The 25,120-nt window shown below is 59.7% G+C and carries 25 protein-coding genes and 1 pseudogene; 7 read left to right on the top strand and 19 right to left on the bottom strand.

Features of this window, described 5'->3' with window-relative positions:
• The first annotated feature begins 48 nt into the window (after window positions 1–48).
• Together HSS18214_RS0111365 and glnK are read left to right on the top strand one after the other, a co-directional pair.
• The gene (locus HSS18214_RS0111365) at window positions 49–1,296 is read left to right on the top strand and encodes an ammonium transporter AmtB (protein WP_016915418.1); all 1,248 of its coding nucleotides are present in this window, start codon (window positions 49–51) and stop codon (window positions 1,294–1,296) included.
• 213 nt (window positions 1,297–1,509) lie between these two features.
• Window positions 1,510–1,848: a P-II family nitrogen regulator gene (glnK, locus tag HSS18214_RS0111360; RefSeq protein WP_009098335.1), complete on the top strand. Its 339-nt coding sequence runs from the start codon at window positions 1,510–1,512 to the stop codon at window positions 1,846–1,848.
• A gap of 182 nt (window positions 1,849–2,030) precedes the next feature.
• On the opposite strand, the gene HSS18214_RS0111355 is transcribed toward glnK, so the two are convergent.
• A complete protein-coding gene (locus tag HSS18214_RS0111355; protein ID WP_016915417.1) occupies window positions 2,031–2,807 on the bottom strand; it encodes a ferredoxin--NADP reductase in 777 nt (258 codons plus the stop codon).
• Window positions 2,808–2,998: 191 nt separating this feature from the next.
• Here HSS18214_RS0111355 and HSS18214_RS0111350 point away from each other — a divergent pair, with 191 nt between their 5' ends.
• On the top strand, window positions 2,999–3,925 hold the full coding sequence (locus HSS18214_RS0111350; protein ID WP_016915416.1) for a LysR family transcriptional regulator: 927 nt from the start codon (window positions 2,999–3,001) through the stop codon (window positions 3,923–3,925).
• Between the two features lie 9 nt (window positions 3,926–3,934).
• Here the strand turns inward: HSS18214_RS0111350 and HSS18214_RS0111345 are convergent, their stop codons facing one another.
• From HSS18214_RS0111345 to phnD, 7 genes are all read right to left on the bottom strand, one after another.
• On the bottom strand, window positions 3,935–6,040 hold the full coding sequence (locus HSS18214_RS0111345) for a methyl-accepting chemotaxis protein (RefSeq protein WP_016915415.1): 2,106 nt from the start codon (window positions 6,038–6,040) through the stop codon (window positions 3,935–3,937).
• Window positions 6,041–6,181: 141 nt separating this feature from the next.
• On the bottom strand, window positions 6,182–8,047 hold the full coding sequence (locus HSS18214_RS0111340) for a methyl-accepting chemotaxis protein (RefSeq protein ID WP_016915414.1): 1,866 nt from the start codon (window positions 8,045–8,047) through the stop codon (window positions 6,182–6,184).
• A gap of 86 nt (window positions 8,048–8,133) precedes the next feature.
• Window positions 8,134–8,565 (bottom strand): host attachment protein, encoded by a 432-nt coding sequence (locus HSS18214_RS0111335; protein ID WP_026001891.1) that lies wholly within the window; start codon window positions 8,563–8,565, stop codon window positions 8,134–8,136.
• 81 nt (window positions 8,566–8,646) lie between these two features.
• Window positions 8,647–9,456, bottom strand: coding sequence for a phosphonate ABC transporter, permease protein PhnE (phnE, locus tag HSS18214_RS0111330; RefSeq protein WP_016915412.1), 810 nt, complete (start codon window positions 9,454–9,456; stop codon window positions 8,647–8,649).
• On the bottom strand, window positions 9,450–10,250 hold the full coding sequence (gene phnE, locus HSS18214_RS0111325; RefSeq protein ID WP_016915411.1) for a phosphonate ABC transporter, permease protein PhnE: 801 nt from the start codon (window positions 10,248–10,250) through the stop codon (window positions 9,450–9,452). Before phnE (HSS18214_RS0111325) ends, phnE (HSS18214_RS0111330) begins: the two co-directional genes overlap by 7 nt.
• A gap of 1 nt (window position 10,251) precedes the next feature.
• Window positions 10,252–11,043: a phosphonate ABC transporter ATP-binding protein gene (gene phnC, locus HSS18214_RS0111320; RefSeq protein ID WP_016915410.1), complete on the bottom strand. Its 792-nt coding sequence runs from the start codon at window positions 11,041–11,043 to the stop codon at window positions 10,252–10,254.
• 54 nt (window positions 11,044–11,097) lie between these two features.
• The gene (phnD, locus tag HSS18214_RS0111315) at window positions 11,098–12,087 is read right to left on the bottom strand and encodes a phosphate/phosphite/phosphonate ABC transporter substrate-binding protein (protein ID WP_016915409.1); all 990 of its coding nucleotides are present in this window, start codon (window positions 12,085–12,087) and stop codon (window positions 11,098–11,100) included.
• A gap of 157 nt (window positions 12,088–12,244) precedes the next feature.
• On the opposite strand from phnD, the gene HSS18214_RS0111310 reads away from it, so the two are divergent.
• Window positions 12,245–12,838 (top strand): histidine phosphatase family protein, encoded by a 594-nt coding sequence (locus HSS18214_RS0111310; protein ID WP_016915408.1) that lies wholly within the window; start codon window positions 12,245–12,247, stop codon window positions 12,836–12,838.
• On the opposite strand, the gene HSS18214_RS0111305 is transcribed toward HSS18214_RS0111310, so the two are convergent.
• The 8 genes from HSS18214_RS0111305 to hemE all read right to left on the bottom strand — a co-directional run bounded on the left by HSS18214_RS0111305 (window position 12,835) and on the right by hemE (window position 20,873).
• On the bottom strand, window positions 12,835–13,227 hold the full coding sequence (locus HSS18214_RS0111305) for a RidA family protein (protein WP_016915407.1): 393 nt from the start codon (window positions 13,225–13,227) through the stop codon (window positions 12,835–12,837). The genes HSS18214_RS0111310 and HSS18214_RS0111305 overlap by 4 nt on opposite strands.
• Before the next feature lie 97 nt (window positions 13,228–13,324).
• A complete protein-coding gene (locus HSS18214_RS0111300; RefSeq protein WP_039179251.1) occupies window positions 13,325–14,053 on the bottom strand; it encodes an amino acid ABC transporter ATP-binding protein in 729 nt (242 codons plus the stop codon).
• 86 nt (window positions 14,054–14,139) lie between these two features.
• Entirely contained in the window at window positions 14,140–15,240 is a 1,101-nt protein-coding gene (locus HSS18214_RS0111295; protein ID WP_016915405.1) for an amino acid ABC transporter permease, read from the bottom strand.
• Between the two features lie 21 nt (window positions 15,241–15,261).
• Window positions 15,262–16,452 carry an amino acid ABC transporter permease gene (locus HSS18214_RS0111290; RefSeq protein WP_016915404.1) on the bottom strand — a complete coding sequence of 397 codons (1,191 nt, stop codon included), beginning with the start codon at window positions 16,450–16,452 and terminating at the stop codon, window positions 15,262–15,264.
• 98 nt (window positions 16,453–16,550) lie between these two features.
• Window positions 16,551–17,576, bottom strand: coding sequence for an amino acid ABC transporter substrate-binding protein (locus HSS18214_RS0111285; RefSeq protein ID WP_016915403.1), 1,026 nt, complete (start codon window positions 17,574–17,576; stop codon window positions 16,551–16,553).
• A gap of 226 nt (window positions 17,577–17,802) precedes the next feature.
• The gene (locus HSS18214_RS0111280) at window positions 17,803–18,813 is read right to left on the bottom strand and encodes an amino acid ABC transporter substrate-binding protein (RefSeq protein ID WP_016915402.1); all 1,011 of its coding nucleotides are present in this window, start codon (window positions 18,811–18,813) and stop codon (window positions 17,803–17,805) included.
• 87 nt (window positions 18,814–18,900) lie between these two features.
• Window positions 18,901–19,761 (bottom strand): polyamine aminopropyltransferase, encoded by an 861-nt coding sequence (gene speE, locus HSS18214_RS0111275; RefSeq protein WP_016915401.1) that lies wholly within the window; start codon window positions 19,759–19,761, stop codon window positions 18,901–18,903.
• Window positions 19,758–20,873 (bottom strand): uroporphyrinogen decarboxylase, encoded by a 1,116-nt coding sequence (hemE, locus tag HSS18214_RS0111270; RefSeq protein ID WP_016915400.1) that lies wholly within the window; start codon window positions 20,871–20,873, stop codon window positions 19,758–19,760. Before hemE ends, speE begins: the two co-directional genes overlap by 4 nt.
• A gap of 218 nt (window positions 20,874–21,091) precedes the next feature.
• Between hemE and ribA the strand changes: the two genes are divergently transcribed.
• The 3 genes from ribA to cheZ all read left to right on the top strand — a co-directional run bounded on the left by ribA (window position 21,092) and on the right by cheZ (window position 23,131).
• Entirely contained in the window at window positions 21,092–21,727 is a 636-nt protein-coding gene (gene ribA / locus HSS18214_RS0111265; RefSeq protein ID WP_016915399.1) for a GTP cyclohydrolase II, read from the top strand.
• A 349-nt stretch (window positions 21,728–22,076) separates the two neighbouring features.
• A complete protein-coding gene (locus HSS18214_RS19585; protein WP_237718615.1) occupies window positions 22,077–22,196 on the top strand; it encodes a hypothetical protein in 120 nt (39 codons plus the stop codon).
• A 248-nt stretch (window positions 22,197–22,444) separates the two neighbouring features.
• Complete coding sequence (gene cheZ, locus HSS18214_RS0111255; RefSeq protein ID WP_016915398.1) at window positions 22,445–23,131, top strand: protein phosphatase CheZ; 687 nt, start codon at window positions 22,445–22,447, stop codon at window positions 23,129–23,131.
• 77 nt (window positions 23,132–23,208) lie between these two features.
• Here cheZ and HSS18214_RS18170 read toward each other — a convergent pair whose 3' ends face one another.
• The 3 genes and pseudogenes from HSS18214_RS18170 to HSS18214_RS0111245 all read right to left on the bottom strand — a co-directional run bounded on the left by HSS18214_RS18170 (window position 23,209) and on the right by HSS18214_RS0111245 (window position 25,108).
• The gene (locus HSS18214_RS18170) at window positions 23,209–23,577 is read right to left on the bottom strand and encodes a glutathione S-transferase family protein (protein WP_272942918.1); all 369 of its coding nucleotides are present in this window, start codon (window positions 23,575–23,577) and stop codon (window positions 23,209–23,211) included.
• Window positions 23,578–23,610: 33 nt separating this feature from the next.
• Window positions 23,611–23,799, bottom strand: a pseudogene (locus HSS18214_RS19690) (glutathione S-transferase N-terminal domain-containing protein); the annotation flags it as partial.
• Between the two features lie 196 nt (window positions 23,800–23,995).
• A complete protein-coding gene (locus tag HSS18214_RS0111245; protein WP_016915396.1) occupies window positions 23,996–25,108 on the bottom strand; it encodes an RNA-guided endonuclease InsQ/TnpB family protein in 1,113 nt (370 codons plus the stop codon).
• Between the last annotated feature and the right edge of the window lie 12 nt (window positions 25,109–25,120).

Below are 25,120 nucleotides of genomic sequence, written 5' to 3'. Positions count from 1 at the left end.
ACAACGACGACCCATCAATAACTTCTCTTGGATCACGGGGAACACCTGATGAACGAGCTTACAGAATTGAGCTACGCGCTCGATACGTTTTACTTCCTGATTTGCGGCGTACTGGTCATGTGGATGGCCGCCGGCTTCTCGATGCTCGAGGCCGGTATGGTGCGTTCCAAGAACACCGCTGAAATTCTGACCAAGAACATTGCGCTGTTTGCCATTGCCTGCACCATGTACCTGCTGGTGGGCTACTACATCATGTACTCCAGCGGCGAAGGCGGTTTCCTGCCCAGCCTTGGGTTCCTGATCGGTGCCGAGAACAGCGTCGATGCGGTGCTGGCCGGTGGTGAGGATGCCCCTTACTACTCCATGCGTTCGGACTTCTTCTTCCAAGTCGTATTCGTCGCAACGGCGATGTCGATCGTCTCTGGTGCCGTGGCCGAGCGTATGAAGCTGTGGGCCTTCCTGGCGTTTGCCGTGGTCATGACCGCCTTCATCTACCCGGTGTCTGGCTACTGGACCTGGGGCGGTGGCTGGCTGGATGGCGTTGGCTACTCTGACTATGCGGGCTCGGGTATCGTCCACATGGCCGGTGCCGCTGCAGCGTTGGCAGGTGTGCTGGTACTGGGCCCCCGTAAGGGCAAGTACGGCAAGGATGGTTCTATCCACGCGATTCCGGGCGCCAACATGCCGCTGGCCACGCTGGGTACCTTCATCCTGTGGATGGGCTGGTTCGGCTTCAACGGTGGTTCCGAGCTGAAAATGTCGGATGCCGTGTCGGCCAACAACGTTGCTCAAGTGTTCGTGAACACCAATGCAGCGGCCGCGGGTGGCGTGATTGCAGCTCTGGTGCTGGCCAAATTGTGGTTCCGCAAGGCGGACCTGACCATGGCACTGAACGGTGCGCTGGCAGGCCTGGTCGCCATTACCGCCGACCCGCTGTCGCCTTCCGCGCTGGGTGCCGCCGTGATTGGTGCTATCGGTGGTCTGATCGTGGTCGCTGCCATCGTCACGCTGGACAAGCTGAAGCTGGATGACCCTGTGGGTGCTATCTCGGTTCACGGTGTTGTGGGTATCTGGGGTGTGCTGGCCGTGCCGCTGAACAATGGCGATGCGTCCTTCGGCGCGCAGCTGATCGGTATCGTGGGCATCTTCGGCTGGGTATTCCTGGCGAGCCTGGTGGTGTGGCTGGTGCTGAAAGCGGTCATGGGTATCCGTGTCAGCGAAGAAGAAGAGTACGAAGGCGTCGATATCGCAGAGTGTGGCCTGGAAGCCTACCCTGAGTTTGGCGTCAAGAAATAAGCACTGTGCCATAGCAAGCGGCACTGCTACTCAAGGCCTCCCCGATGGGAGGCCTTTTGCCGTATGTAGCGGCGCATATACGTGCCAGGCACAAGGGCTTTTTATTCTCGGGGCTGGCGGGTGTATGCTAAGTGCAACGGGCGTGAGGAGGGTCAACGTCGCGCCGCCTTGTATCCGGTCAAGACAACCGTTGCATAACCAGAGGATGTGGTCATGAAATTAATCTCAGCCATTATCAAGCCGTTCAAGCTTGATGACGTACGCGAGTCGCTTTCCGATATCGGCGTGCAGGGTATTACGGTGACGGAAGTGAAAGGCTTTGGTCGCCAGAAAGGCCACACAGAGCTGTATCGTGGGGCGGAATACGTGGTGGATTTCCTGCCCAAGGTGAAGCTGGAAGTGGCCGTGGACGATGATATGGCCGAACAGGTCATCGATGCGATCACCCAAGTGGCCAATACGGGCAAGATCGGCGATGGCAAGATCTTCGTGATGCCGTTGGAGCAGGTGATTCGTATCCGTACCGGCGAAACCGGCAAAGACGCTGTCTAACGGTGAAGGGTAAGTCGTGAAGGGCAAGGCGTGAAGAGCCAGTCGCGCCGAGTAGACAAAGCCCCTGTGGATAAAATCCACAGGGGCTTTTTGCAGGGCTTTGCGCATAAGATGAGGGGTGTCAAAGGCTACGATCTATTCTTCACCCTTCACCCTTCACCCTTCACCCTTCACCGCTAGACTTACTTCTCCACGAAAGCACGTTCGATGACGTAGTCGCCTGGTTCGCCCATGCGCGGGGAGATGTTCAGGCCCAGCTCATCCAGCAGCGCGCTGGTGTCGTCCAGCATGGCAGGACTACCGCAGATCATGGCGCGGTCCTGACGCGGGTCGATGGGCGGCAGGCCGGTGTCGGCAAACAGCTTGCCGCTGCGAATGTGGTCGGTCAGGCGGCCCATGGTGTGGAACTCTTCACGGGTGACCGTGGGGTAGTACACCAGCTTTTCGGCGACTTCTTCACCCAGGTACTCGTGGGCGGGCAATTCCTTGGTGATGAAGTCGGCATAGGCCAGCTCGGAGACTTCACGCACGCCGTGAATGAGTACGACCTTCTCGAAACGCTCGTAGACTTCCGGGTCCTGGATCAGGCTCATGAACGGCGCCAGGCCCGTGCCGGTGGAGAGCATATACAGGTTGCGCCCGGGCAGCAGGTCGTCGCATACCAGCGTGCCGGTCGGCTTGCGGCTGACCATGATCTGGTCGCCCACCTTCAGGTGCTGCAAGCGTGAGGTCAGCGGGCCATCGGGCACTTTGATACTGAAAAACTCGAGATGATCTTCGTAGTTCGGGCTGGCGATGGAGTAGGCGCGCATCAGAGGTTTGCCCGCCACTTCCAGGCCGATCATCACGAATTGGCCGTTCTTGAAGCGCAGGCTGCGCTCACGTGTCGTGCGGAAGCTGAACAGCGTGTCGTTCCAGTGGTGAACGCTTAGCACTTCTTCCAGGGCAAACTTGCTCATGTCGACTCCTTTGGGGCTGCGCGGTCTAAGCCTTGCGCGCATATTCTAAAAAAGAATAAAAAATAGATTCATAGGATGCGCTCATTCTAGATAAAGGGTGGTATATCTGTTAAGCAAATTATCTTGATAACGTATATCTTTAAAATCGATATAGCATTCGTTGAGCAGCACTTTTTCTGGAGGGCCTGGTCATGCACTACACGTTGCGCCAGCTGGAAGTCTTCGTCGCCGTTGCCCAGCACGAAAGCGTTTCCCAGGCGGCGCGGGCGCTGGCCATGTCCCAGTCGGCGACCAGTACGGCGCTGGCCGAGCTGGAACGCCAGTTCGACTGCCAGCTATTGGACCGCATGGGTAAACGTCTGAAACTCAACGCGTTGGGGTTCCAGCTGCTCCCCAAGGCGGTGGCGCTGCTGGACCGAGCCGAAGAGGTGGAGGAGCTGCTGCGCGGCCAGCAGGGGGTGGGCGCTCTGGACGTGGGTGCCACCCTGACCATCGGCAACTATCTGGCCACCCTGTTGATCAGTGATTTCATGCAGCGTTACCCCGGTAGCCGCGTGCGGCTGGCGGTGCGCAATACGCGGCATATCATCGAGGGGGTGCGCCAGCATTCGCTGGACCTGGGGCTGATCGAAGGGCAGTGCGATGACGACATGATCATCAGCCAGCCCTGGGTAGAAGATGAGCTGTGCGTGTTCTGCTCGCCTAGGCACCCGCTGGCCGGGCGTGCTCACTTGGAACTGGATCAGCTGCTGCGAGAAGACTGGATCATGCGCGAGGAGGGCTCCGGCACCCGCATGACGCTGGAGCATGCGGCGCGCCACCGGCGCAGCCGCTTCAATACGCTGCTGGAACTGGAGCACACCGAAGGGATCAAGCGGGCGGTGGAGTCAGGTCTGGGGATCGGCTGCGTCTCTCGGCTGGCGCTACGAGACGCTTTCCGGCGGGGTAGCCTGGTGCCGCTACCCACGCCGGAGCTGGACCTGAAGCGTCAGTTCACCTTCATCTGGCATCGCCACAAGTATCTGACCACCGGCGTGCGCGAGTTTTTGCGCCTCTGCCGCGAAATGACCGCCGGTGCCCAGCGCAGCGACGACATCCCGCTGCCGCCCATTCCTTGACGCACATGCTCAAACGGCATTCGATTGACTGTGCCCCGGCAGCGCCGGTTGAGTCGCGTTGTCTCCCAAGGTAAACCCGCCCACCAGGGCATCGAGGCGTTCCGCCTGATCTTTCAACTGTTCGGCGGCGGTCGTTGACTCCTCGACCAGCGCGGCGTTTTGCTGCGTCATCTGGTCGAGATCGGTCACCGCAATGCTCACCTGGTCGATGCCTTGATTCTGTTCACTGGCGGCCGTGCTGATATCGCCGAGCATCTGGGTAACGCGGGACACGCTTTGCGTCAACTGGTGCATGGCCGCTTCCGCATCGTGCACCAGTTGGGTGCCGTCATCGACTTTCTCGGCGGACATATCGATTCGCTGACGAATATCCTTGGCAGCTTCGCTACTGCGCGAGGCCAGCTTGCGGACTTCATCGGCGACCACGGCAAAGCCGCGCCCATGCTCGCCGGCGCGTGCGGCTTCCACGGACGCGTTCAGGGCCAGCAGGTTGGTTTGAAAGGCAATGCCATCGATGACCCCCACGATGGTCTGGATTTCAGCCGACGTGTCGCGAATGGCTTCCATGGTCGTGACCACTTGTTCGAATGCCTGGTCCGTTCGCGCCGCTAATTGCGAGGCCGTCTGTGATAGTCCGCTGGCCTCCTGGGAGGCGTGGGTCGTGTGTCGAACGGTACTGCTGATCTCTTCCATGGCGGCAGAGGTCTGTTGAAGGCTGGCAGCGGCTTGCTCGGTGCGACGAGACAGGTCGTGCCCTCCTTGGGTAATCTCGTTGGCGGCATGATTCACGGCCTCGCTGCTGCGACGTACGTCCAGCAGGATGGTTTGAATCTTGGCTGCAAAGGCGTTGAACTGCTCTGCTACTGCCGCACTCTCATCGCGTCCATGCACCGGTAGCCGCTGAGTAAGATCACCACTACCCGACGCGATCTCTTGCATGCGGCTTGCCAACCGCTTCAAGGGGCGAGCAATGCGGCCGCCAATCCACCAAAGTGCAACCATGCCCACTGCAGACAGCAGTAGCCCCACCAGCGTCATGCCCAGGGTGTTTTGTTGGCGCTGTTCGCTGAGTATGGCCTGCAGTGCATTGAGCTCTGCCATGACCACGGATTCAGGTAGCTGGAGTACCAGCACCCACGGCTGTTCCGTATCGCCGATCGTGAGTGGCTGATAGCGCTGAAACATGCCGTTGGAGACTCGGCTGTAAAGGCTGCCCTGCCGAGCAGCCGTGGCAATACCTTCCAGGACAGCGTCGTTCAGCGATTGGCTGGCGGGCAAGCCCAGGGCGTCATCTCCGTGGGTATCGGCAACCAGACCCCCGCGTCCGGCGACCAGCGCCATCCGGCCGGCACCGTCGTAAAGCGTTGCGTTGGCGTCACGCAGCAAAGCCTGGATGAAATTCAGCGAGAGGTCGACGCCCGCCACGCCGCGGAATGCGCCATCGACCAGGATGGGCGCATTGAACGATGTGACCAGCTGTGTCTCGCCATCGTAATCGTAGGCAGCGGGATCGATCACGCAGGGGGCCAGCGTTTCACGTGGACATAGGTAATACTCACCTTCGCGCACACCGCTGGCCAGTCGTGCTTCGCTCTCCATGGTATCGCCCAAGGGCAATACCTCCAGCGTGCCATCCCCGGTACGGTACCACCATGGCATGAAGCGACCACTACCATCATGGCCGTAACGCTCGTCACCAACGAAGCGGGCATCATCATCAAAGGCATTGGGCTCCCAGCCGATGAAAGCGTCCAGCAGGGCCGGGTTATCCGCCACGGTCTGGCGAACCAGGTTGGAAAGCTGACGACGCGTGAGGTAGAGCGCTCGATGGCCCTCCGCATCCTGCATGCCCATCAACGCGTTGGTGGATGCCAGCTGGCTGGCCAGCGTCATGGCCATGTCCAGCTCCCGCTGTATACGGCCCCCTTCTGCTTCGGTCAGGGCATCAAGCCGGGCATTCAGTGCACTTTCTACCAAGGCTTGCGTGTGATCTTCAACGGTTTGCTGTGTGCGGGCGGCAGCCAACAGGTTGTAGATGACCAGCGCGGCGACGACGGCCAGTAGGCAAGGGCCTGCCAGGGCCAGCACCAGAGTGCGTAAGGAGCGAAAGTGCATAGTGTGGTTGACCTGTTGTCATGGGAATCAGGCAGCTGGGTGGGGGCTTCCCAAGGGCAAGTAGACCAGCCGTTAGTGGCGTGCTGATGACAAAAGGGCATAGCCCCCTGCCAATATAGCAAGGGGGCCGCCATGGGCGCGTTAAAACTTTTCGATAGCGGTTGGTGCATTAGGGGACCGTAGAGCAGGGGCATGCTGTGCGACGCCAAGCTTGAAGCTGCTGATGGTGCCGGTCAGGTGGTTTGCCTGCTCCTTGAGGTGCTCGGCGGCGGTGGTGGACTCTTCCACCATGGCAGCGTTTTCCTGGGTCATCCGGTCCAGCTCGGCCACGGCGATGTTGACCTGCTTGATGCCATCACTCTGTTCGCTGGTGGCGGCGTTGATCTCTTCGAGTACGTCGGTGACACGGGTGATGTGCTCGACGATATCGTGCATGGTGCTGCCAGCCTCGCGCACCAGCGAGGTGCCGTTATTGACCCGGGACTGGGAGTCTTCGATCAGCTTCTGGATGTCGCTGGCAGCGTCGCTGCTGCGGCCAGCCAGTTTACGCACTTCGTCGGCTACCACGGCAAAGCCACGGCCATGCTCGCCAGCCCTGGCGGCTTCTACCGAGGCGTTGAGCGCCAGCAGATTGGTCTGGAAGGCAATGCTGTTCATCAAGGTGACGATCTCACCAATCTTGTTGGAGGCCTGGGAGATGTCTTCCATGGTCGTCACTACGTTCGAGACCACCTGACCGCCGTTTTTCGCTACTTCAGAAGCGGCATGAGAGAGCTGGTTGGCCTCCTGGGCCGACGCGGCGGTGTGGGCGACGGTGCTGGTGATCTGCTCCACCGACGCAGACGTCTGCTGCAGGCTGGAAGCCGCATTGTCGGTGCGGCGCGACAGGTCCTGCCCGCCCATGGCAATCTCGTTGGCGGCGTGGTGCACGGCTTCGCTGCTGGTACGCACTTCGATCAGCACTTCTTCCATTTTGCCCACGAAGCGGTTGAAAGCGCGGGCGATCTGAGTGACCTCGTCGTTACCCTCTTCCGGTAAGCGCTGCGTCAGGTCGCCTTCGCCGGAGGCAATGTTATCCATGGCGTTACGCACACCCAGCAGGCGACGCAGCAGCAGCGAGAGCAGCAGGCCGAACACCACGGCAGTGATGGCGGCGACGATCAGCAGGGTGATGATGGACGTGGCAGCAATGGCGCGCAGTCCGGCGGTGGCTTCTGCTTCGTCCAGCGCGACCACCAACTGCCAGCCGCTATTGCCGCCTACCTGGCTGCCCAGGAGCAGCTTGTGGCTTTCCTGCAGGGCCATGGGCTGGGGCGTGTCGGACTGGATAATGCGCGTGAGCTCTTGAGGGTTCAAGTTCGCACTCAGGGCGGTCGAAGGCTCCAGGGTCAGGGCGGCGTCCGGGTGGGCAACCAGGGTGCCATCCTGAGTGGTCAGAAAGCCGAAACTGGAAGGCGTGGGGGAAATATTGCCCACGATATCGATGACGTCCGCTATGGTAATGTCTGCCCCAATGACGGCCATCAGCTCGCCATTACGGTAAAAGGGGCGGGCGAACGTGATGATCAATCCGCCGGTTTGCGCATCGACATAGGGCGCGGTAACGACCGTGTCCGCTGCGCTAACGGCTGCCTGATACCAAGGCCGTCCTCTAGGATCGTAATCACTGGGTGGCTGCCAGCCGTCTGAAAAAATGGCGTTTGATGTGTGTGGATAAGCGAGGTATGCCGTCATGAAGTCGCCAGAATCGGCCAACTGGCGCAACGCCGACAGCGGCTCTTCGCCGCCGGCAGTGTGCTCCATGCTTGCCATCATGGTGTAGCGGGCATTGAACCACTCATCGATAGCCTGTGTGTTTCCATTCACAACAGCGCTGAGGTTGCGGCTGATCTGTTCGCTATTATGATGTTTAACGGTGGAATAGCTGGCAATGCCGTTGATCACCAGGGCGAGAACGATGGCAGTCAACGCCGCTAACAGTATTCGAAAGCGTAGGGTAGCGAACATGGTCACTCTCTTTATCGTCAGGTTAGGTAACGATTATCGGCGAGAGTGACCACTTCTTTAGTCGAATAATTTTTCTTTGGGGGGCGTCAGCGCAAGTCGCTGACGGCTTCCTGAATATCCGACAGCGAGGCTTTGCTGAGGTCCTTGGAGAGGGTATGGATCACCAGTTTGTGGGTGGGGTTGTCGAGTTTCTCCCTCAGCAACCCGAGGAACTTGGGCGGGGCCACCATGATCAGCTTTTCCATGCGGTTATCGACGCGAGCAGCATAGAGCCGTTGGGCGACTTCCTTGGCAAATAGCTCATTTTCATGCCGAGAAGCGGCGCCCTCTTCACCTGACGAGCGTGACGTGGTGGACGTGGATTCATGCACGTCTGCACCACGGCGGTCGGTGATCAGGTCGCCTTCATGCAGCCTGCCTGCCGCATGCACCATGCTCTCCTGCTCGGCGAGTTCCAGAGCGTCACGGGTAAAGATCCTGGCGCGTGCTGCGTCGGCTACCACGATATAGGTGGTCATCGTCATACGTCCTCCATGTCGTTGATTACCCTTTAACCATGGCAAGCGTTTGGGGTTAGGTCAAACACTTGCCTGGCGGCTTTACAGCACTTTGCGGCGCAGCACGCTGGTAATGGCTTCACCGATCAGTACCAGCACGATAATGGCGATCAGGATGGTGGCCACGGTCGGCCAGGCGAATGTATCGATGGCACCTTGCAGGATCACGCCAATCCCTCCGGCGCCTACCAGGCCCAGCACGGTGGATTCGCGGATATTGATATCCCAGCGCAGAATCACGATGGCGAAAAAGGCGGGCATGACCTGCGGGACGATGGCGTAAGCGACCACCTTGGCCTTCGAGGCGCCGGTGGCCTCCATGGCCTCGACGGGACGGCGGTCAATCTCTTCGATGGCTTCGCCCATCAGCTTGCCGATGAAGCCGATGGAGCGAAACACGATGGCCAGAATACCGGCCAGTACGCCGGGGCCGAAAATCGCCACGAACAGTAGTGCCCAGATAATGGTGTTCACCGAGCGGCTGGAGACCAGAATAAAGCGCCCCAGCCACAAACAGGCCCGGTTCGGTGTCGTGTTCTGGGCAGCGATGTAGGCCACTGGCAGCGCCAGAAAGATGGTGATGAACGTGGCTAGGGTGGCGATATGCACGGTTTCCAGCAGAGCATTCAGGATGTTGGCCAGCCCGGCGCTGCTGGGTGGCCACATGCGTGCGCCCAGCCCCGAGATTTGATTCGGCGCGTCCCACACCCAGGGCCAGAAAATATCGATATCGCGAACGGCCCAGAACACCAGCATCAAGGTGGCCAGCAGGACGGCATAGCGGATCAGCCGCTCTTTTCGGTCGTAACGCTGCCAGACCCGGTCGGCGAGTTGTTGTGCGTGATCTACCATATTTTTTTCCTCACCCAGCCGCTGATGCCTTCGCTAAGTAGAATCACCGCAATGATGATCAGCAGAATGGCGAATGCAAAGTCGTAGTCGTAGCGCCCGAAGGCGTTCATCAACGTGCCGCCAATGCCTCCGGCACCGACAATGCCCACCACGGCCGACGCGCGCAGGTTGCTGTCCAGCTGATACATGGAGAGACCCACCTGGCGAGGCAATATTTGCGGAAACACCGCATAGAACAGCGTGGCCAGATACCCGGCGCCAGCGGCACGCATGGCTTCCACCTGGCCCCAGTCGATCTCCTCGATCTCCTCGGCAAGCAGCTTGCCGACAAAGCCGATGGAGTAGAGGGTCAGGGTCAGGATACCTGCCAGCGGGCCAAAGCCCACCGCAGCAACGAACAGGATGGCCACGATGACCGGGTGAAAGCTGCGTGACACGATGATGATGCTGCGACCGATCAGGTAGATCGGCAGAGGCGCGATATTGCGGGCAGCCATGACCGCAAAAGGGATCGAGAGCAGCACGCCCAGCAAGGTGGCCAGAATGGCGATCTGGAAGCTCTCTTTAAAGCCGGTCAGCAGCAGCCCGAAACGTTCGAAGCTGGGCGGAAAGCCACCGCTGAAAATACGCGCCGCCCGGGGCAGGCCTTCGGAGATACGGGCCCAGTTGAAGGGCAGCGAGCCAAACGCCCAGACCAGATACGCCAGGGCGATCAGCATGAGCCCGTAGCGGAGAACGGGGTTGGCGATGAAAGGCGGCTTTTTCCAGGTGCGTGGAGTAGGGGGAGTCGTCATGTCAGGCCCCTTGCGCCGCAGGGTCGGGCTGTTCACTGACCGATTCGTCCGGCGCCTCGATGCCCCCATAAATGGCGTCCAGTGCCTCCTTGTTGAAGTCGCTCGGCAGGCCATCGAAAATCATCTTGCCATGCCGCAGCCCCACGATGCGTTCGGTGTAGGTCTTGGCCTGGGCGACGTTGTGGATGTTGATGAGCACCGGCAGCGACAGCTCGCTGGCCAGGCTCTGCAGCAGCATCATGATCTGCTCGGATGTTCTCGGGTCCAGCGAAGCGGTAGGCTCATCCGCCAGCAGCAGGTCGGGCTCCTGCATCAGCGCACGCACCACGCCTACCCGCTGGCGCTCGCCGCCAGACAGCTCGTCAGCGCGCTTGTTGGCGTAATGGGCAATCCCCACGCGCTCCATCAGCATGAACGCACGCTCGATGTCGGCTTGGGGGTAGCGCCGCGAAATGGCCTGATAAAGGCTCACATAGCCGAGTCGGCCCGCCAGCACGTTCTCCATGACCGTCAGCCGATCGAGCAGGTTGAACCCTTGAAAGACCATGCCGATCTTGCGCCGGGCACGGCGCAGCTCGGCGCCTCTGATATTCACCAGCTCCGTGCCATTGAGCTTGATGGAGCCTGACGAGGGCTCCACCAGCCGGTTGATACAGCGCAGCATGGTGCTTTTACCCGCCCCTGATGCGCCCACGATCGACACGACGCTTGCGCCTTCTACCTTGAGGTCCAGGCCCTTGAGAACGGGCTCACTGTGGCCATAGCGTTTGACCAGATTGGTAATTTCCAGCATGGGTGCACATCCATTCGCTCGATAAAAGCGCGCCGCCAGGGCGGCGCGACCAGGCTACTCCAGGTTTTCCCGCGTGTAGCGCACGTCATTGGCGGCCTGGATGGTGCGAATCACCTGCCAGTGTTCCTGGTAATTGATGGGAATGAATTTCTCGACCCCTTCGAACTCCTCGCCCAGCTCGGTGCCGACGAAGTCAAAGGTAAAGAACGCCTCTTCGATCTTCTCGACCAGGTCCGGGTGCAGGTTGTGGGCGTAGTTGTAAGAGGTGGTCGGGAAACGGTCGGACTCATAGATCAGCCGTACGTCCTCTTCGTCGTACAGGCCACGCGCGGCCATGCGCTCGACCACTTCGGAGGCAACCGGCGCGGCGTCATAGTCGCGGGCCACCACGCCCAACATGGACTGGTCATGGCTGCCGGAGTAGACCACCTCATAATCTTCATCCGGGGTGATACCCAGCTCGGGCAGCAGTGCCCGCGGTGCCAGGTTGCCGGAGTTGGAGGTGGGGGAGGTATGCGCGACGCGCTTACCCTTCAAGTCTTCCAGGGACTCGATGTCCGAGTCGACATGGGTGAACATTTGCAGCGTGTAGCCGAACTGACCATCGTCAGAGCCCATCAGAGCGAAAGGCACGGCCCCGGCCAGGTTCACGGCAAAGGGCGTCGGGCCGGTCGAGAACCCGGCAATGTGCAGTCGGCCGCTGCGCATGGCTTCCACCTGGGCAGCGTTGGACTGCACTGCAAAGAAGCGCACGTCGCGGCCCGTAACCTCGGAAAGGTGGTCGACGAACGGCTGCCAGATGTCGGAGTAAATGGCAGGGTCTTCAACGGGGGTATAAGCGAAGATCAGCGTACTGGGGTTGGCCCAGCTTGACTCATCGGCCGGGCGGTCGGCGACCATGTCGCCATTTTCATCGCAGTAAAGTGTGTCCAGGGCGCCGCGTTCACAGTCGGCCTGGGCATGGCTGGCAAGCAGTGCCAGCGGGAGAAGCGAAACCGCAGTGAGCAGAGCCAGCGGACGCTTGGGCCAGGATGGCGTTTTCATGAGAAGCCTCTTATGTGCGTTATTGTTGTTGCGTGATGCCCACCGTCGCTGCAAGGTGATGTTGTGATCAGCCTGCGTTTCGCTAATGGACATTTGAAGATGCAGATGTTTATTTTTCGAAAACGAACATTCTCAATCTAGGGTTTGTTACAAAGATATGTCAAACACTTTCCTGACCCCCTCCTACCATTGGCGCAACCGTTACCTGTTGATGCGCCATGGTCACAGCCAGGCCAACGCTCAGCGGCGAATCATCAGCTCCCCCGAGCGAGGAATAGACGCCTATGGATTGTCGCCCGAAGGCGAACGGCAGTTGGTCGAAGCGTTGGCGGACTGGCGTTGGCCGGCGCCCACCCAGGTGGTGCATTCGGACTTTTTACGCACGACCCAAACCGCTACTCGGGTAGCCAGCGCTTTTCGACTGGGCATGGCCATCGACGAGCGCTTGCGAGAACGCCATTTTGGCGAGCTGGAAGGCCAGGCAGATAGCCATTACCCCGAGGTATGGGCGCAGGATGCCCAGAGTGCCGCGCATCGGCAGTGGCAGGTAGAGCCGCTCACCAGTGTGGCAGCGCGCATGTGCGCGGCGCTGGAAGCACTGGAGCTGCGCTGGCAAGGGGAAACGGTGCTGGTGGTGAGCCATGGCGACCCGCTGCAGATCCTGCTCACGGCGCTGGCAGGCAAGCCATTGACCCAGCACCGTGAGCAGCTCGCGCTGGCCCCGGCCAGCATCACGCTGGTAGGCGGTTAGGCGCCTTCCCTGGGGGGAATCCAGGCAATCATGTCGACTTCCACGTCGGCACCGCCTGCCAGGCCGGTGACGCCGATGCAGGTACGGGTGGGGAGCGGTTTCTCGAAGTAGCTGGCGTAGACCTGGTTCACTTCATCGAAGTGGCCCATGTTGGTAATGAAAACCCGTGACTGAACCACGTACTCGAAGCTGCTGCCCACCTCTTCCAGGACGATGGCCAGGTTCTGCATGACTCGATGGGTTTGTTCGGTAAAGGTGCCCAGCAGCATTTCGTTGGTTTCCGGCACGGTCGGCATCTGGCCGGTGATGAACACCAGGTCGCCCACGCGGCAGGCGTGAGAGAACGGCGCAATGGGCTGTGGGGCGCGGTCGATGAACAGTTTTTCCATGATGACTCTCTGGTGTGATGTGGGGTATTCAGAAGGGCCATGAAAATGGGCCTCAGCTGAGGCCCACGTTACGCATTATGACGCGCTGGCAGTCGAATCAATGCCCCAGAATCTGGCTCAGGAAGAGCTGGGTGCGCTCGGACTGCGGGTTGTTGAAGAACGGCTCTGGAGCGTTTTCTTCGATGATCTGCCCCTGGTCCATGAAGATCACGCGGTCGGCCACGGTCTTGGCGAAGCCCATTTCATGGGTCACGCAGAGCATGGTCATGCCCTCTTCGGCCAGTTCGATCATGACGTCCAGTACTTCCTTGATCATTTCCGGGTCAAGGGCCGAGGTTGGCTCATCGAACAGCATGACGTCCGGGTGCATGCACAGCGAGCGGGCAATGGCGACCCGCTGCTGCTGACCACCGGAAAGCTGGCCGGGATATTTCTTGGCCTGTTCGGCGATGCGTACCCGCTGCAGGTAGCGCATGGCCTGCTCTTCGGCTTCTTTGCGCGGCTTTTTCTGTACCCACATGGGGGCGATACAGCAGTTCTCCAGCACGGTGAGGTGAGGGAACAGGTTGAAGTGCTGGAACACCATGCCAACGCTGCGACGAATCTGCTCGATACGCTTCACGTCCTGGGTCAGCGGCACACCGCCGACCACGATCTCGCCCTTTTGATGCTCTTCCAGATGGTTGATGCAGCGAATCATGGTGGACTTGCCCGAGCCGGACGGCCCGCAAATGACGATCCGTTCGCCGCGCTTCACTTCCAGATAGATGTCGCGCAGCACGTGAAAATCGCCGTACCACTTGTTGACGCCGCGCATTTCGACCATCAGATCCGAAGTACCGGTGCCAGGGTTATGGGAAGCTGCTTGTGTCATGTCACTATCCTGCTAAAAAATCGTTGATAAAAGCGGCGTTAACGCCTGTGGCCGGTGTGTAGCCTGCGTTCCAGATACTGGCTGTAGCGCGACATGCTGAAACAGAAGATCCAGAACATGAAGGCCGCAAAGACATAGCCTTCCAGCGAGAAGCCCAGCCAGCGCGAGTCGGCCAGTGCCGCTTGCACGATCCCCAGCAGATCGAATAGCCCGATGATCATGACCAGGGTAGTGTCTTTGAACAACGAAATGAACGTGTTCACGATACCAGGAATCATCATTTTCAGAGCCTGAGGCAGTACGATCAGACCCATGCGCTTCCAGTAGGTCATGCCGAGGGCCGCGGCGGCTTCTTCCTGCCCTTTGGGAATGGCCTGCAAACCACCGCGAATGACTTCGGCCATGTAGGCGCTCTGGAACAGCGTCAGGCCGATCAAGGCGCGCACGAGACGGTCCACGCTGACCCCGGTAGGCATGAACAGCGGCAGCATCACCGAGGCCATGAACAGCACCGTGATCAGCGGCACGCCACGCCAGAACTCGATAAAGATGACGCAGAAGCTCTTGACGATGGGCATGTTCGAACGCCGCCCCAGGGCCAGCACGATACCGATCGGCAGCGCACCTACCATGCCCACGGTAGCCAGCAGCAGGGTCAGCATCAGGCCGCCCCAGCGATGGGTCGGCACACGCGGCAGGTCGAAATAGCCGCCGTGCAGCAGCACGTAGGCGATCACGGGGAAGCCGACCAGCGCAAATACGGCCACCCAGCGCTTGAAGGGCAGGCGTGGAATCGCCAGCCAGGCAATCAGGGTGAAGAACCCGGCAAAGACGATATTGGCACGCCAGATTTCCGAGCGCGGGTACAGGCCGTAGATGAACTGGGTGAAGCGTGCGTTGATGAACACCCAGCAGGCGCCTTCCCGGGAGCAGTCTTCGCGGGAGGTGCCTACCCAATCGGCGTTGATGAACGCCCATTGCACCGTCGGTACTACGAGCAGGTAGAGAATATACAGGCCGATCAGGGTAAAGATCGTGTTGATCGGACCGTTGAACAGGTTGCTGCGTAGCCATGCCACGGGGCCCACGGAGTTGCCGGGCGCTGGCCTTGGCTCGATCATCGTTTGGTTATGAATCATTGGAGTGTCCTCGCCAACGGCCTAGCGTTCAACCAGCGCCACACGGGCGTTGAACCAGTTCATGAACATGGAGACCAGCAGACTGATGGTCAGATAAACCGCCATGGTCATGGCAATGACCTCGATGGCTTGGCCTGTCTGGTTCAGCGTGGTGCCCGCAAAGACCGAAACGAGGTCCGGGTAGCCAATGGCGGTGGCCAGCGACGAGTTCTTGATCAGGTTGAGGTACTGGCTGGTGAGCGGGGGGATGATGACCCGCAGTGCCTGCGGAATGACCACCAAGCGTAGCACCAGGTTACGCGGCAAGCTCAGCGCTTGTGCGGCCTCGGTTTGGCCATGGGAAATGGCCTGAATACCAGAGCGCACGATTTCGGCAATGAACGCAGCCGTATAAATCGAAAGCGCGAACCACAGCGCCAGGAACTCGGGAATGACGGTGACACCGCCGCGGAAGTTGAAACCGCGCAGCTCGGGGACATCCCAGGTGATCGGCACACCGGTGGCAAACATCACCAGCAGGGGCAGGCCGAAAATCATCGCGAAGGAGATCCAGTAGGCTGGCAGGCGCTTCCCCGTGGCCTCCTGACGGCGCTTGTTCCAGATCACCAGCGCAATGCTGGCGATGATCGCCGCAATGAACGTGACCGGAATCAGCCCAAACCCGGACTCGAATAACGGTTCGGGAAGGTACAGGCCGCGCACGTTGAGAAAGATGACCTCACCGAACGCCAGGCTGTCACGGGCGCTGGGTAGCGTCCGCAATACGGCAAAGTACCAGAAGAAAATCTGCAGTAGCAGCGGAATATTACGGAAGGTTTCGATATAGGCCGTGGCCAGCCGCGCGATCAACCAGTTGGGTGACAGGCGGGCGATCCCGACGATGAAGCCAACGATGGTGGCGGCAATGACCCCCAGTGCACCCACCAACAGGGTATTCAGCAGGCCCACGAAGAAAGTGCGGCCATAGGTGCTTTGGGAGGAGTAGTCGATCAGACTTTGAACGATCCCGAAGCCTGCGGTGTTGTTAAGAAAACCGAACCCGGTAGTGATCCCGCGAGAGGATAGGTTGTCTTGAACATTACCGACGATATAGAACAGGAACGCAATAACGGCTGCAATGAGTAGAAACTGAAAGATCAGCGCACGCTTTGCGCGGTCTCGCCAGAACGGAGGCTTTTGGCCAACGGGGCGAGCGTTAGGTCTTACGGACATGGATGGCGTCTCCGCTACACGGAAGGTCAATCAAATGGCCCGCCGGTACCCTTGAGTGATGCTGGCAAGGGACGGCGGGCCGGGGTCAAGCGAGACGCTTAGCGAATCGGCGGTGCGTACTGGAAGCCACCCTGGTTCCACAGAGCGTTGACGCCCCGTTCGATTTCCAGCGGTGAATCCATGCCGACGTTACGTTCGAAGCTTTCTCCGTAGTTACCTACCTGGCTCAGGATGTTGTAGGCCCACTCGGCATCCAGACCCATGCCTTCACCGTAGTTGCCGTCCTGACCCAGCAGGCGAGCCACGTCCGGGTTATCGGAATCGCGCATCTCTTCGGCGTTTTCGCTGGTCACACCGTACTCTTCACCGTTGAGCATGGCGAACAGCGACCACTTGACGATGTTGAACCACTGGTCGTCACCCTGACGTACCACGGGGCCCAGCGGCTCCTTGGAGATGACGTCGGGCAGGATCATGGCGGCAGACGGGTCGTCCAGCTGAATACGCAGCGCGGCCAGCTGAGAGGTGTCAGAGGTCAGAACGTCACAACGGCCTGCCTGGAAACCACCGACGGTTTGCTCGGACGTATCGAAAACGATGGGGTCGAATTCCATGCCGTTAGCGCGGAAGTAGTCCGCCAGGTTCAGCTCGGTGGTGGTACCGGACTGGATACAGATGGCGGCACCATCCAGCTCGGAGGCGTTGGAGATGCCCAGGTCAGTGGAGACCATGAAGCCCTGGCCGTCGTAGAAGTTGACGCCGGTGAAGTTGAGACCCAGCGTGGTATCGCGGGTGGTGGTCCAGGTGGTGTTACGGGACAGAACATCGACTTCGCCAGACTGCAGTGCGGTAAAGCGCTCGACGGCGTTCAGGGAGATATAGTTAACGGCGTCGGCATCGCCCAGTACGGCAGCGGCGACGGCACGACATACGTCAACATCGAGACCTTGCCATTCGCCGCTATCGTCCGGCGCGGAAAAACCTGGCAAGCCATCACTAACGCCACACTGTACGGCACCGCGAGAGCGAGTTTCTTCTAATGTGTTCGCCTGCGCGGTAGCGATACCGGCCAGCGTAATTGCACCCGCAGAGGCAAGCAGTACCAGGTGTTTCTTGTTAACCATGTGTGTTCCCCTTCCTCGATTTAATGATGTTATGCATGTCGATGCATGCCTAAAAGCTAGCAAGGAAGGTGCCAAAAAAGATATGTCGGCAAATTCAGCGGTTTTCAACGTAAAATCAGCGAATTTATCGAAAGTATTGGTGCAAAAAAGAGTTCCAGCGGCTACGCGATGCTCTGTTTTGGTGCGTAGCCGCTGGCGCGGGGAGAAAGCTACTGACGTTCGCCGATCAGCGAATCGGCGGGGCGTACTGAATACCGCCGTCTTTCCAGAGCCCGTTGAGGCCTCTGGCAATGTTGAAGTCCGACCCTGAGCCGACATTGCGGTCATAAACGTCGGCGTAATTACCCACTTGCTTGACGACCTGGTAGGCCCAATCGGCGCTGATGCCCATGGCGCTGCCGAAATCGCCATCCTGGCCCAGCAGGCGCTGCACGTCAGGGTCGTCGCTATCGAGCTGTTCGTCCACGTTCGCCTGGCTGACCTCCAGCTCTTCGGCATTGAGCATGGCAAACAGCGTCCACTTGACGATGTTGAACCACTGGTCATCGCCCTGGCGCACGGCGGGACCTAGCGGCTCCTTGGAGATGATCTCGGGCAGCACCACGGCCATGTCGGGGTCGGCCAGCTGCATCCGCTGAGCATAGAGCTGCGAGGCATCGGAGCTCAGCACGTCGCAGCGGCCTGCTTCGAACCCGGCAATCGACTGCTCGGGAGAGTCGAAGACCACGGCATCATAGGTCATGCCGTGAACCCTGAAGTAATCGGACAGGTTCAGTTCGCTGGTGGTGCCCGATTGGGTGCATACCGCGGCGCCGTCCAGCTCCTTGGCACTCTGTACGTTCAGGTCGCTGGCCACCATGAAGGCCTGGCCGTCGTAATAGCTGACGCCGGTAAAGTGCATGCCCAGCGTGGTATCGCGGCTGGAGGTCCAGGTGGTGGTGCGTGACAGCACGTCCACTTCACCGGACTGAAGGGCCGTGAAGCGCTCCACGGAGTCCAGCGGCACGAAGTCCACCTTGTTAGCATCGCCTAGCGCGGCGGCGGCAATGGCGCGGCAGATGTCGGTATCCAGGCCCCGGTACTGGTCGTCGTCATCCAGTGACGAGAAACCGGGCTGGGCGGCATTCACGCCGCAACGCAGGCTATCGCGATTCTGGACGGTGTCCAGCGTGCTGGCCATGGCGATGGCCGGTGCCAACAGGCTGGCCCCTACTCCCAACCAACGAACACTCTTCATGTGTGATTCCTTGACGTCGAAGCGCGCCGATCTGCGCGCATAAAAAAGCCGAGCAGCGCCCGGCTCTTCCACTAACGATGCCCGCTCTCACGCAAAGGCTTTGCGCATGAAGGGGGGCAGCGCCAGGGCTCCACGATGGGCCTCTGCTGTGTAGTACTGTAGCGGCATTTCGTGGCTGGCGGCAGCTTCTTCGCGGAAGCTTTCAACGCTGGTGCCCTTACCTGCCAACGTCACGCTCCACCAGCCAGAGGGGTAGACCGGTTGGGGGAAGGGCAAGGTGGCCACGCTGTCGAAGCCCGCTTCGCGCATGTCGTTGCGCAGTTCGCGAATGATCGAACCGCTATGGTAAAGCGGCGACTCGCTCTGCTGCACCATCACACCGCCACTTTTCAGTATACGGTGGCAGCGTTTCAGGAAGTCGGTCTTGAACAGGCCTTCGGCCGGGCCGACCGGGTCGGTGGAGTCGATGATCAGCAGGTCGATGCTCTCATCGGTTGCGTCGTCGACCCACTTCACGCCGTCGGCAAACAGCAGCTCGGCGCGGGGGTCGCCGTTGGCTTCCACGAGTTCGGGGAAAAAGCGCTCGGCGGCCTTGGTGACTTCCTCGTCGATATCGATCTGGGTGACCTTCTCGACGCCCGGATGGCGCAGCACTTCTTTCAAGGTGCCGCAGTCGCCGCCACCAATGATGACCACGCGCTTGGGGTCCTGATGGGTGAACAGCGCCGGGTGGGCGATCATTTCGTGATACAGGAAGTTGTCGCGGTCGGTGAGCATCACGCAGCCGTCCAGCACCATCAGGTTGCCGTAAGTCTCGGTGGCGTACACTTCCAGGTGCTGGTAGGGGCTTTGCACATCCAGCAGTTTTTCAGAAACTTTCAGCGAGAAAGCGCTGCCGTGGCTATCAAAGACTTCGGTAAACCACTGGTCGTCGCGTAGGTCGCTCATTGCTTGGCTCCTGGGCATGAGTCGTTCGATTGAGTCGGGATGCCCTGATGGTACTGCGGGCTCAAGTCGTGCAGCGCCTCCATGAAGGCGGTGACGTGATCAGGGTTGGTGAACTGGCTGATGCCATGGCCCAGATTGAAAACGTGGCCAGGGCCGTGGCCGTAGCTCTCCAGTACGCGAGCCACTTCCGCACGAATGGCCGAAGGGCGCGCAAACAGCACGTTGGGGTCCAGATTGCCCTGCAGGGCCACCTTGTGGCCCACGCGGGCGCGGGCGTCGGACAGCTCGGTGGACCAGTCGATGCCCAATGCGTCGGCACCGGCGCAGGCAATGTGCTCCAGCCACTGACCACCGTTCTTGGTGAACAGAATCACCGGTACGCGACGGCCATCGTGCTCGCGGATCAGCCCGGAGACGATCTGCTCCATGTAGCGCAGCGAGAACTCCAGGTAGGCCGGTGTGGACAGCGCGCCGCCCCAGGTATCGAAAATCTGTACCGCTTGAGCGCCTGCGCGAATCTGAGCGTTCAGGTAGTCGGTGACCGCTTGCGCCAGGGTGTCCAGCAGCTGGTGCATGGTGTCGGGCGTGTCGTACAGCATGGTCTTCAGGTGACGGAAGTCCTTGCTGGAGCCGCCTTCGACCATGTAGGTAGCCAGTGTCCAGGGGCTGCCGGAAAAGCCGATCAGCGGCATGCGGCCGTTGAGCTCACGACGGATCGTGGAGACCGCCCGCATCACGTAGTCCAGGTCGCGCTCGGCATTGGGCACGGTGAGCGCGGCGACTTCTTCGGCGGTGCGTACGGTCTTCTTGAATTTGGGGCCTTCGCCGGTTTCGAAGTACAGGCCCAGCCCCATGGCATCGGGGATGGTCAAAATGTCCGAGAACAGAATGGCGGCGTCGAGCGGGTAACGCTCCAGCGGCTGCAGGGTGACTTCACAGGCCAGGTCATGATTGCGGCACAGGTCCATGAAGCTGCCCGCATCGGCGCGGCTGGCGCGGTACTCGGGCAGGTAACGGCCCGCTTGACGCATCATCCACACCGGAGTGCGGTCGACAGGCTGGCGCGCCAGCGCGCGAAGAAAACGGTCGTTCTGCAAAGGTGTGGTGGTCATAAACACTTGCTCTTGGAAAATTTGCCCGCATTGTAAGGGAGTCAGCACATCCGACGATAGGAATTGTACGTGAAGTTGGGCAGCGGTGGCGCCTGTTGGCTGGCCAACATCGTCGCACCCCGGCCAATCGTGAGGCTTGCGCCACTTCCTGTTAGACTATGCGCCCACTTGCCAACACTGATGTGGATAACTGGCCTGGTTCATCTGTGAGGTAATCCGTGACCATTCGCTTCATCGCCGCTTCCCGGCTGCCCACCCCCTGGGCCACGTTCACCATGCATGGCTTCGAAGACGATGCCACGGGGAAAGACCATATTGCGCTCACCCTGGGCGATGTGAGCGATGGCGCGCCGGTGCTGGGGCGGGTGCACTCCGAGTGCCTGACGGGCGATGCGCTGTTTTCCATGCGCTGCGACTGTGGCTACCAGCTGCAGGAAGCCCTCAAGCGCATTGCCAGCGAAGGTCGCGGGGTGCTGCTCTACCTGCGTCAGGAGGGGCGCGGTATTGGCCTGCTCAACAAGATTCGCGCCTACCACTTGCAGGACCAGGGGGCGGATACCGTGGAGGCCAACGAGCAGCTCGGCTTCGGTGCCGACATGCGCCGTTATGATCTCTGCGTGCCGATGCTCGAGCACCTGGGCGTCTCCGCCCTCAAGCTGATGACCAACAACCCCCGCAAGGTCGATGCGCTCACCCGCGATGGGGTCAACGTGGTGGAGCGTCAGCCCATCACCACCGGCCTCAACCCGCATAACGAGCAGTACCTGGCCACCAAGGCGGGCAAGCTGGGCCACATGATGGCGCTGGATGACTTCACCCAGGCCAGCGATGTGGATATCGAGCGCAAGGGGTGATAATAGTGGGGCGTCAGATGTCGGGAGCGCCCCAGTATGAAAGCTGTACGAAAAGAATCGTATGTCGGCGTGCATGAACCGTCGCTTGAAGAGCAGGGGAAGTTCAGCCCCCTCGAAGAGTGGCTGCACAGCGTTACCCATGGCATTGGTGCGGTACTCAGCTTGGTGGGTATTGCCTGCAGACTGCTATGGCCTCAGCGTTTTTCGATACTGCGTGTGGCGATTTATCTGTTGATGGGGTGGATGATCGTCCTGGCGACCGGGGAAATGACGGCTAACCTATCAACGACCAGCATGGCTTTGCTGGCTGCTGGGGGGGGCCTATACGCTGGGGGTCATTTTCTATGCTGTGCGCACAATCCCCTATAATCATGCAATCTGGCATCTTTTTGTGATTGCGGGCAGCGTCTGCCATTATTTTGCTGTTTACACTGCTGTCTTGCCATATAACTCTTTCGCTTCGCACTAACACCTCATGGGCTGGCATTCTCTGCCGTATCATCAAGGCGAGTGCATGCTTGTTGAGCAGGAAATTAATGCCTCATTTTGCAGAAAACCAGTCTGTAAGTTGAATTAGTGGTCAATAGCCCGCTTTAATGGGTAATCGTCCCTTTAACAAGCATGCAGAGTGTTTCTTTTACAGGTGCGTATATTGATGGCGACTGCGAAAGTAATACACGTGAAATTCAACAAGATTTTTCCAACAAGAGGATTGTCATGAGCACTGTTAACAACGCCCACGACACGACCATGCCGTCGGTGCTGGGCAAAAAAGACAGTACTGATGAGATGGTGCAGCGCATAGGCCACTTAACGCGACTGCTGCGGGACAGCATGAAAGAGCTGGGCCTGGATCAGCAGATCACCCAGGCGGCGCAAGCGATACCGGATGCCAATGACCGTCTAAACTATGTCGCCTCCATGACGGAGCAGGCCGCAGAGCGGGCATTGAATGCCGTTGAGCGTGCTCAGCCGTTACAAGACGGTCTTGAGGAAGAGGGCGCCGCACTTAATGAGCGCTGGCAGTTAGCGGCAGTGAAGCTGGCGGCGATAGAGGGGGATCCCAGCCTCCTCGAAGACACTCAGGACTTTTTGAACAACAAACTTCCCAGCGCAACCGGGGCGACGCAAAAAGAGCTGCTTGAAATCATGATGGCTCAGGACTTCCAGGATCTCACCGGGCAGGTGATCAAGAAAATGATGGAGGTCATCAAGCTCATCGAAGAGCAGCTTGTTCAGGTGCTTGTCGATAATGTGCCCCATGTCACCGATGGCGTTAAGGTGGAAGATAGCCGAGATGAGCATGCCAAGCTGCGGAATGGACCGCAGGTGAACCAAAATAAGGCAGATGTGGTAGCAGGGCAGGAACAAGTAGACGATCTGCTGGATGAGCTGGGCTTTTAGACCAAGCCAAGCGACATCGAGCCAAAACCATTGCCATGCGTTGCCAGCAATGGTTTTTGAAAGCGTTTAGCGATGGATTAACGCTCGGCTGCGGTCTGCTCTTTCTCCGCGGCGCGGGCCAGCGCCGGGCGGTAGGCATGGCGGGCGCGGTAGGCCACCAGCGGTTCCGGCAGGCGGTGTTTCATGCTCGCTGCCCAGCTCAAGGTGTGGGTCAGGAAGAGGTCGGCCAGTGTGAAGGTATCGCCCACCAGCGTCTCCTGGCCGTGGTAGCGGCGCTCCAGGGCGGTCAGGGCGCGCTGAAATTCCCAGGCGGCGGTGGGCAGTACGGAGGGCACCCGCTTGTCCTGAGGCAGGGCGAACTTGTGCTTGGCCTGCAGCCACAGCGGCTGCTCGATCTCGGTGACGATGAAGCTTAGCCACTGATCTACCTGGGCGCGTTCCTCCACGCTGTGTGGCAGCAGTTGGCCTTCGCCGTACCGTTCGGCGAGATAGCGGCAGATGGGTGCGGATTCGAACAGCGTCAGTTCGCCGTCTTCCAGCACGGGTACCTTGCCATCCGGGTGGCGGGCGAGATGCTCGGCGCTTTGCCCCGCGCCCTGGTCCAGGGCTACGTGGTGGCACTGGTACGCCAGGCCCAGCTCTTCCAGCGTCCAGGCGGCACGCAGCGAGCGGGAGTTAGGGAAACTTTGACATCCTCCCCTCCCTCAGCTTGCGCTGCCGCCTTGCGACGGAAAGGAAGGGGATTCCCAGGTCGTTACCTTCCTGGTTCCTGCTTCGATGTTCGTTGCCTTCAATGCCTTGGCACTGCTGGTCTTACACAAACTCCACAGGCGTACATTCCCGAGTGCCCCTCGGTATGATATTTCAACCATCTGCACCGGCTAATAGCGCGGTGCCTGCTTGCAGAATGTTGCGGGCCGCATTCGCGTCGCGGTCGATGCCCTGAGTACCGCAATCTGGGCAGTCCCAGGTGCGAACATTCAGCGGTAGTGATTCCAGCACAAAGCCGCAGCTATGGCAGCGTTTTGAGCTTGGGTACCAGCGATCAATCTGGACAAACTGCCTTCCCGCCCAGGCCGCCTTGTAGTCAAGCTGGCGCACTAACTCCCCCCAGCCAACATCACTGATGGCGTTAGAGAGATGGCGGTTTTTGACCATGTTCTTCACCTGCAAACTCTCCGCTGCAATCACTTGGTTCTCGTTAACGATCTGGCGGGTGAGTTTATGCAGGTGGTCACGGCGCGTGTCAGCGATCTTGGCGTGACAGCGAGCGACCTTTAACCGTGCCTTGGCTCGGTTGTTCGAGCCCTTTTGCTTACGGCTGAGGCGCCGCTGCGCCTTCGCTAGCTTTCGGGCATAGCGGGCAGTGTGGCGGGGATTATTCACCCGATGGCCGTCACTGGTCACGAACAGGTCTTTGATCCCCAGGTCGATACCGACCATCTTGAACGTAATTGGCAACGCCTCAGTGTCTACCTTGCACAGACAGCTAATGAAGTAACGGCCTGCTGCATCCCTGGATACCGTCACTGTGCTCGGTACCGCAGGCAGGTCGCGGCTCCAGCGGATGTTTAGCGGTTCACGGCACTTGGCGAGCGTGATCTGCCCGTCACGGTACGAAAATGCCGAACTGGCAAAGGTGGCTGACTGCCGGTGCTTCTTCGATTTAAAGCTGGGGTACCGCGCCCGCTTGGCAAAGAAATGCTTGAACGCACTTTGTTGATGGCGCAAGCATTGTTGCAGTGGCACCGAACTAACCTCGGCTAGAAAGGCGGTGTCCGGCTGCTTCTTTAACTGTGTTAGGAACGCGCTGGCATCGTTATAGCCGATCTTTTCCTGACGCTGATAAAACGCGTCAGTGCGATAGCGCAGCACCGCGTTCCAGACAAACCGCACGCACCCAAACGTCCGCGCCAGCAAGGCTGCTTGCTCAGGCGTGGGATAGAAGCGGTATTGGTAGGCGCGTTCGGCTTTCATGCTTTACACTTT

It is taken from the genome of Vreelandella stevensii S18214, from assembly GCF_000275725.1.
Lineage (GTDB): Bacteria > Pseudomonadota > Gammaproteobacteria > Pseudomonadales > Halomonadaceae > Vreelandella > Vreelandella stevensii.
Note: the sequence above shows the minus strand (reverse complement) of the source record. Positions and strands in the feature narration are given on the sequence as shown.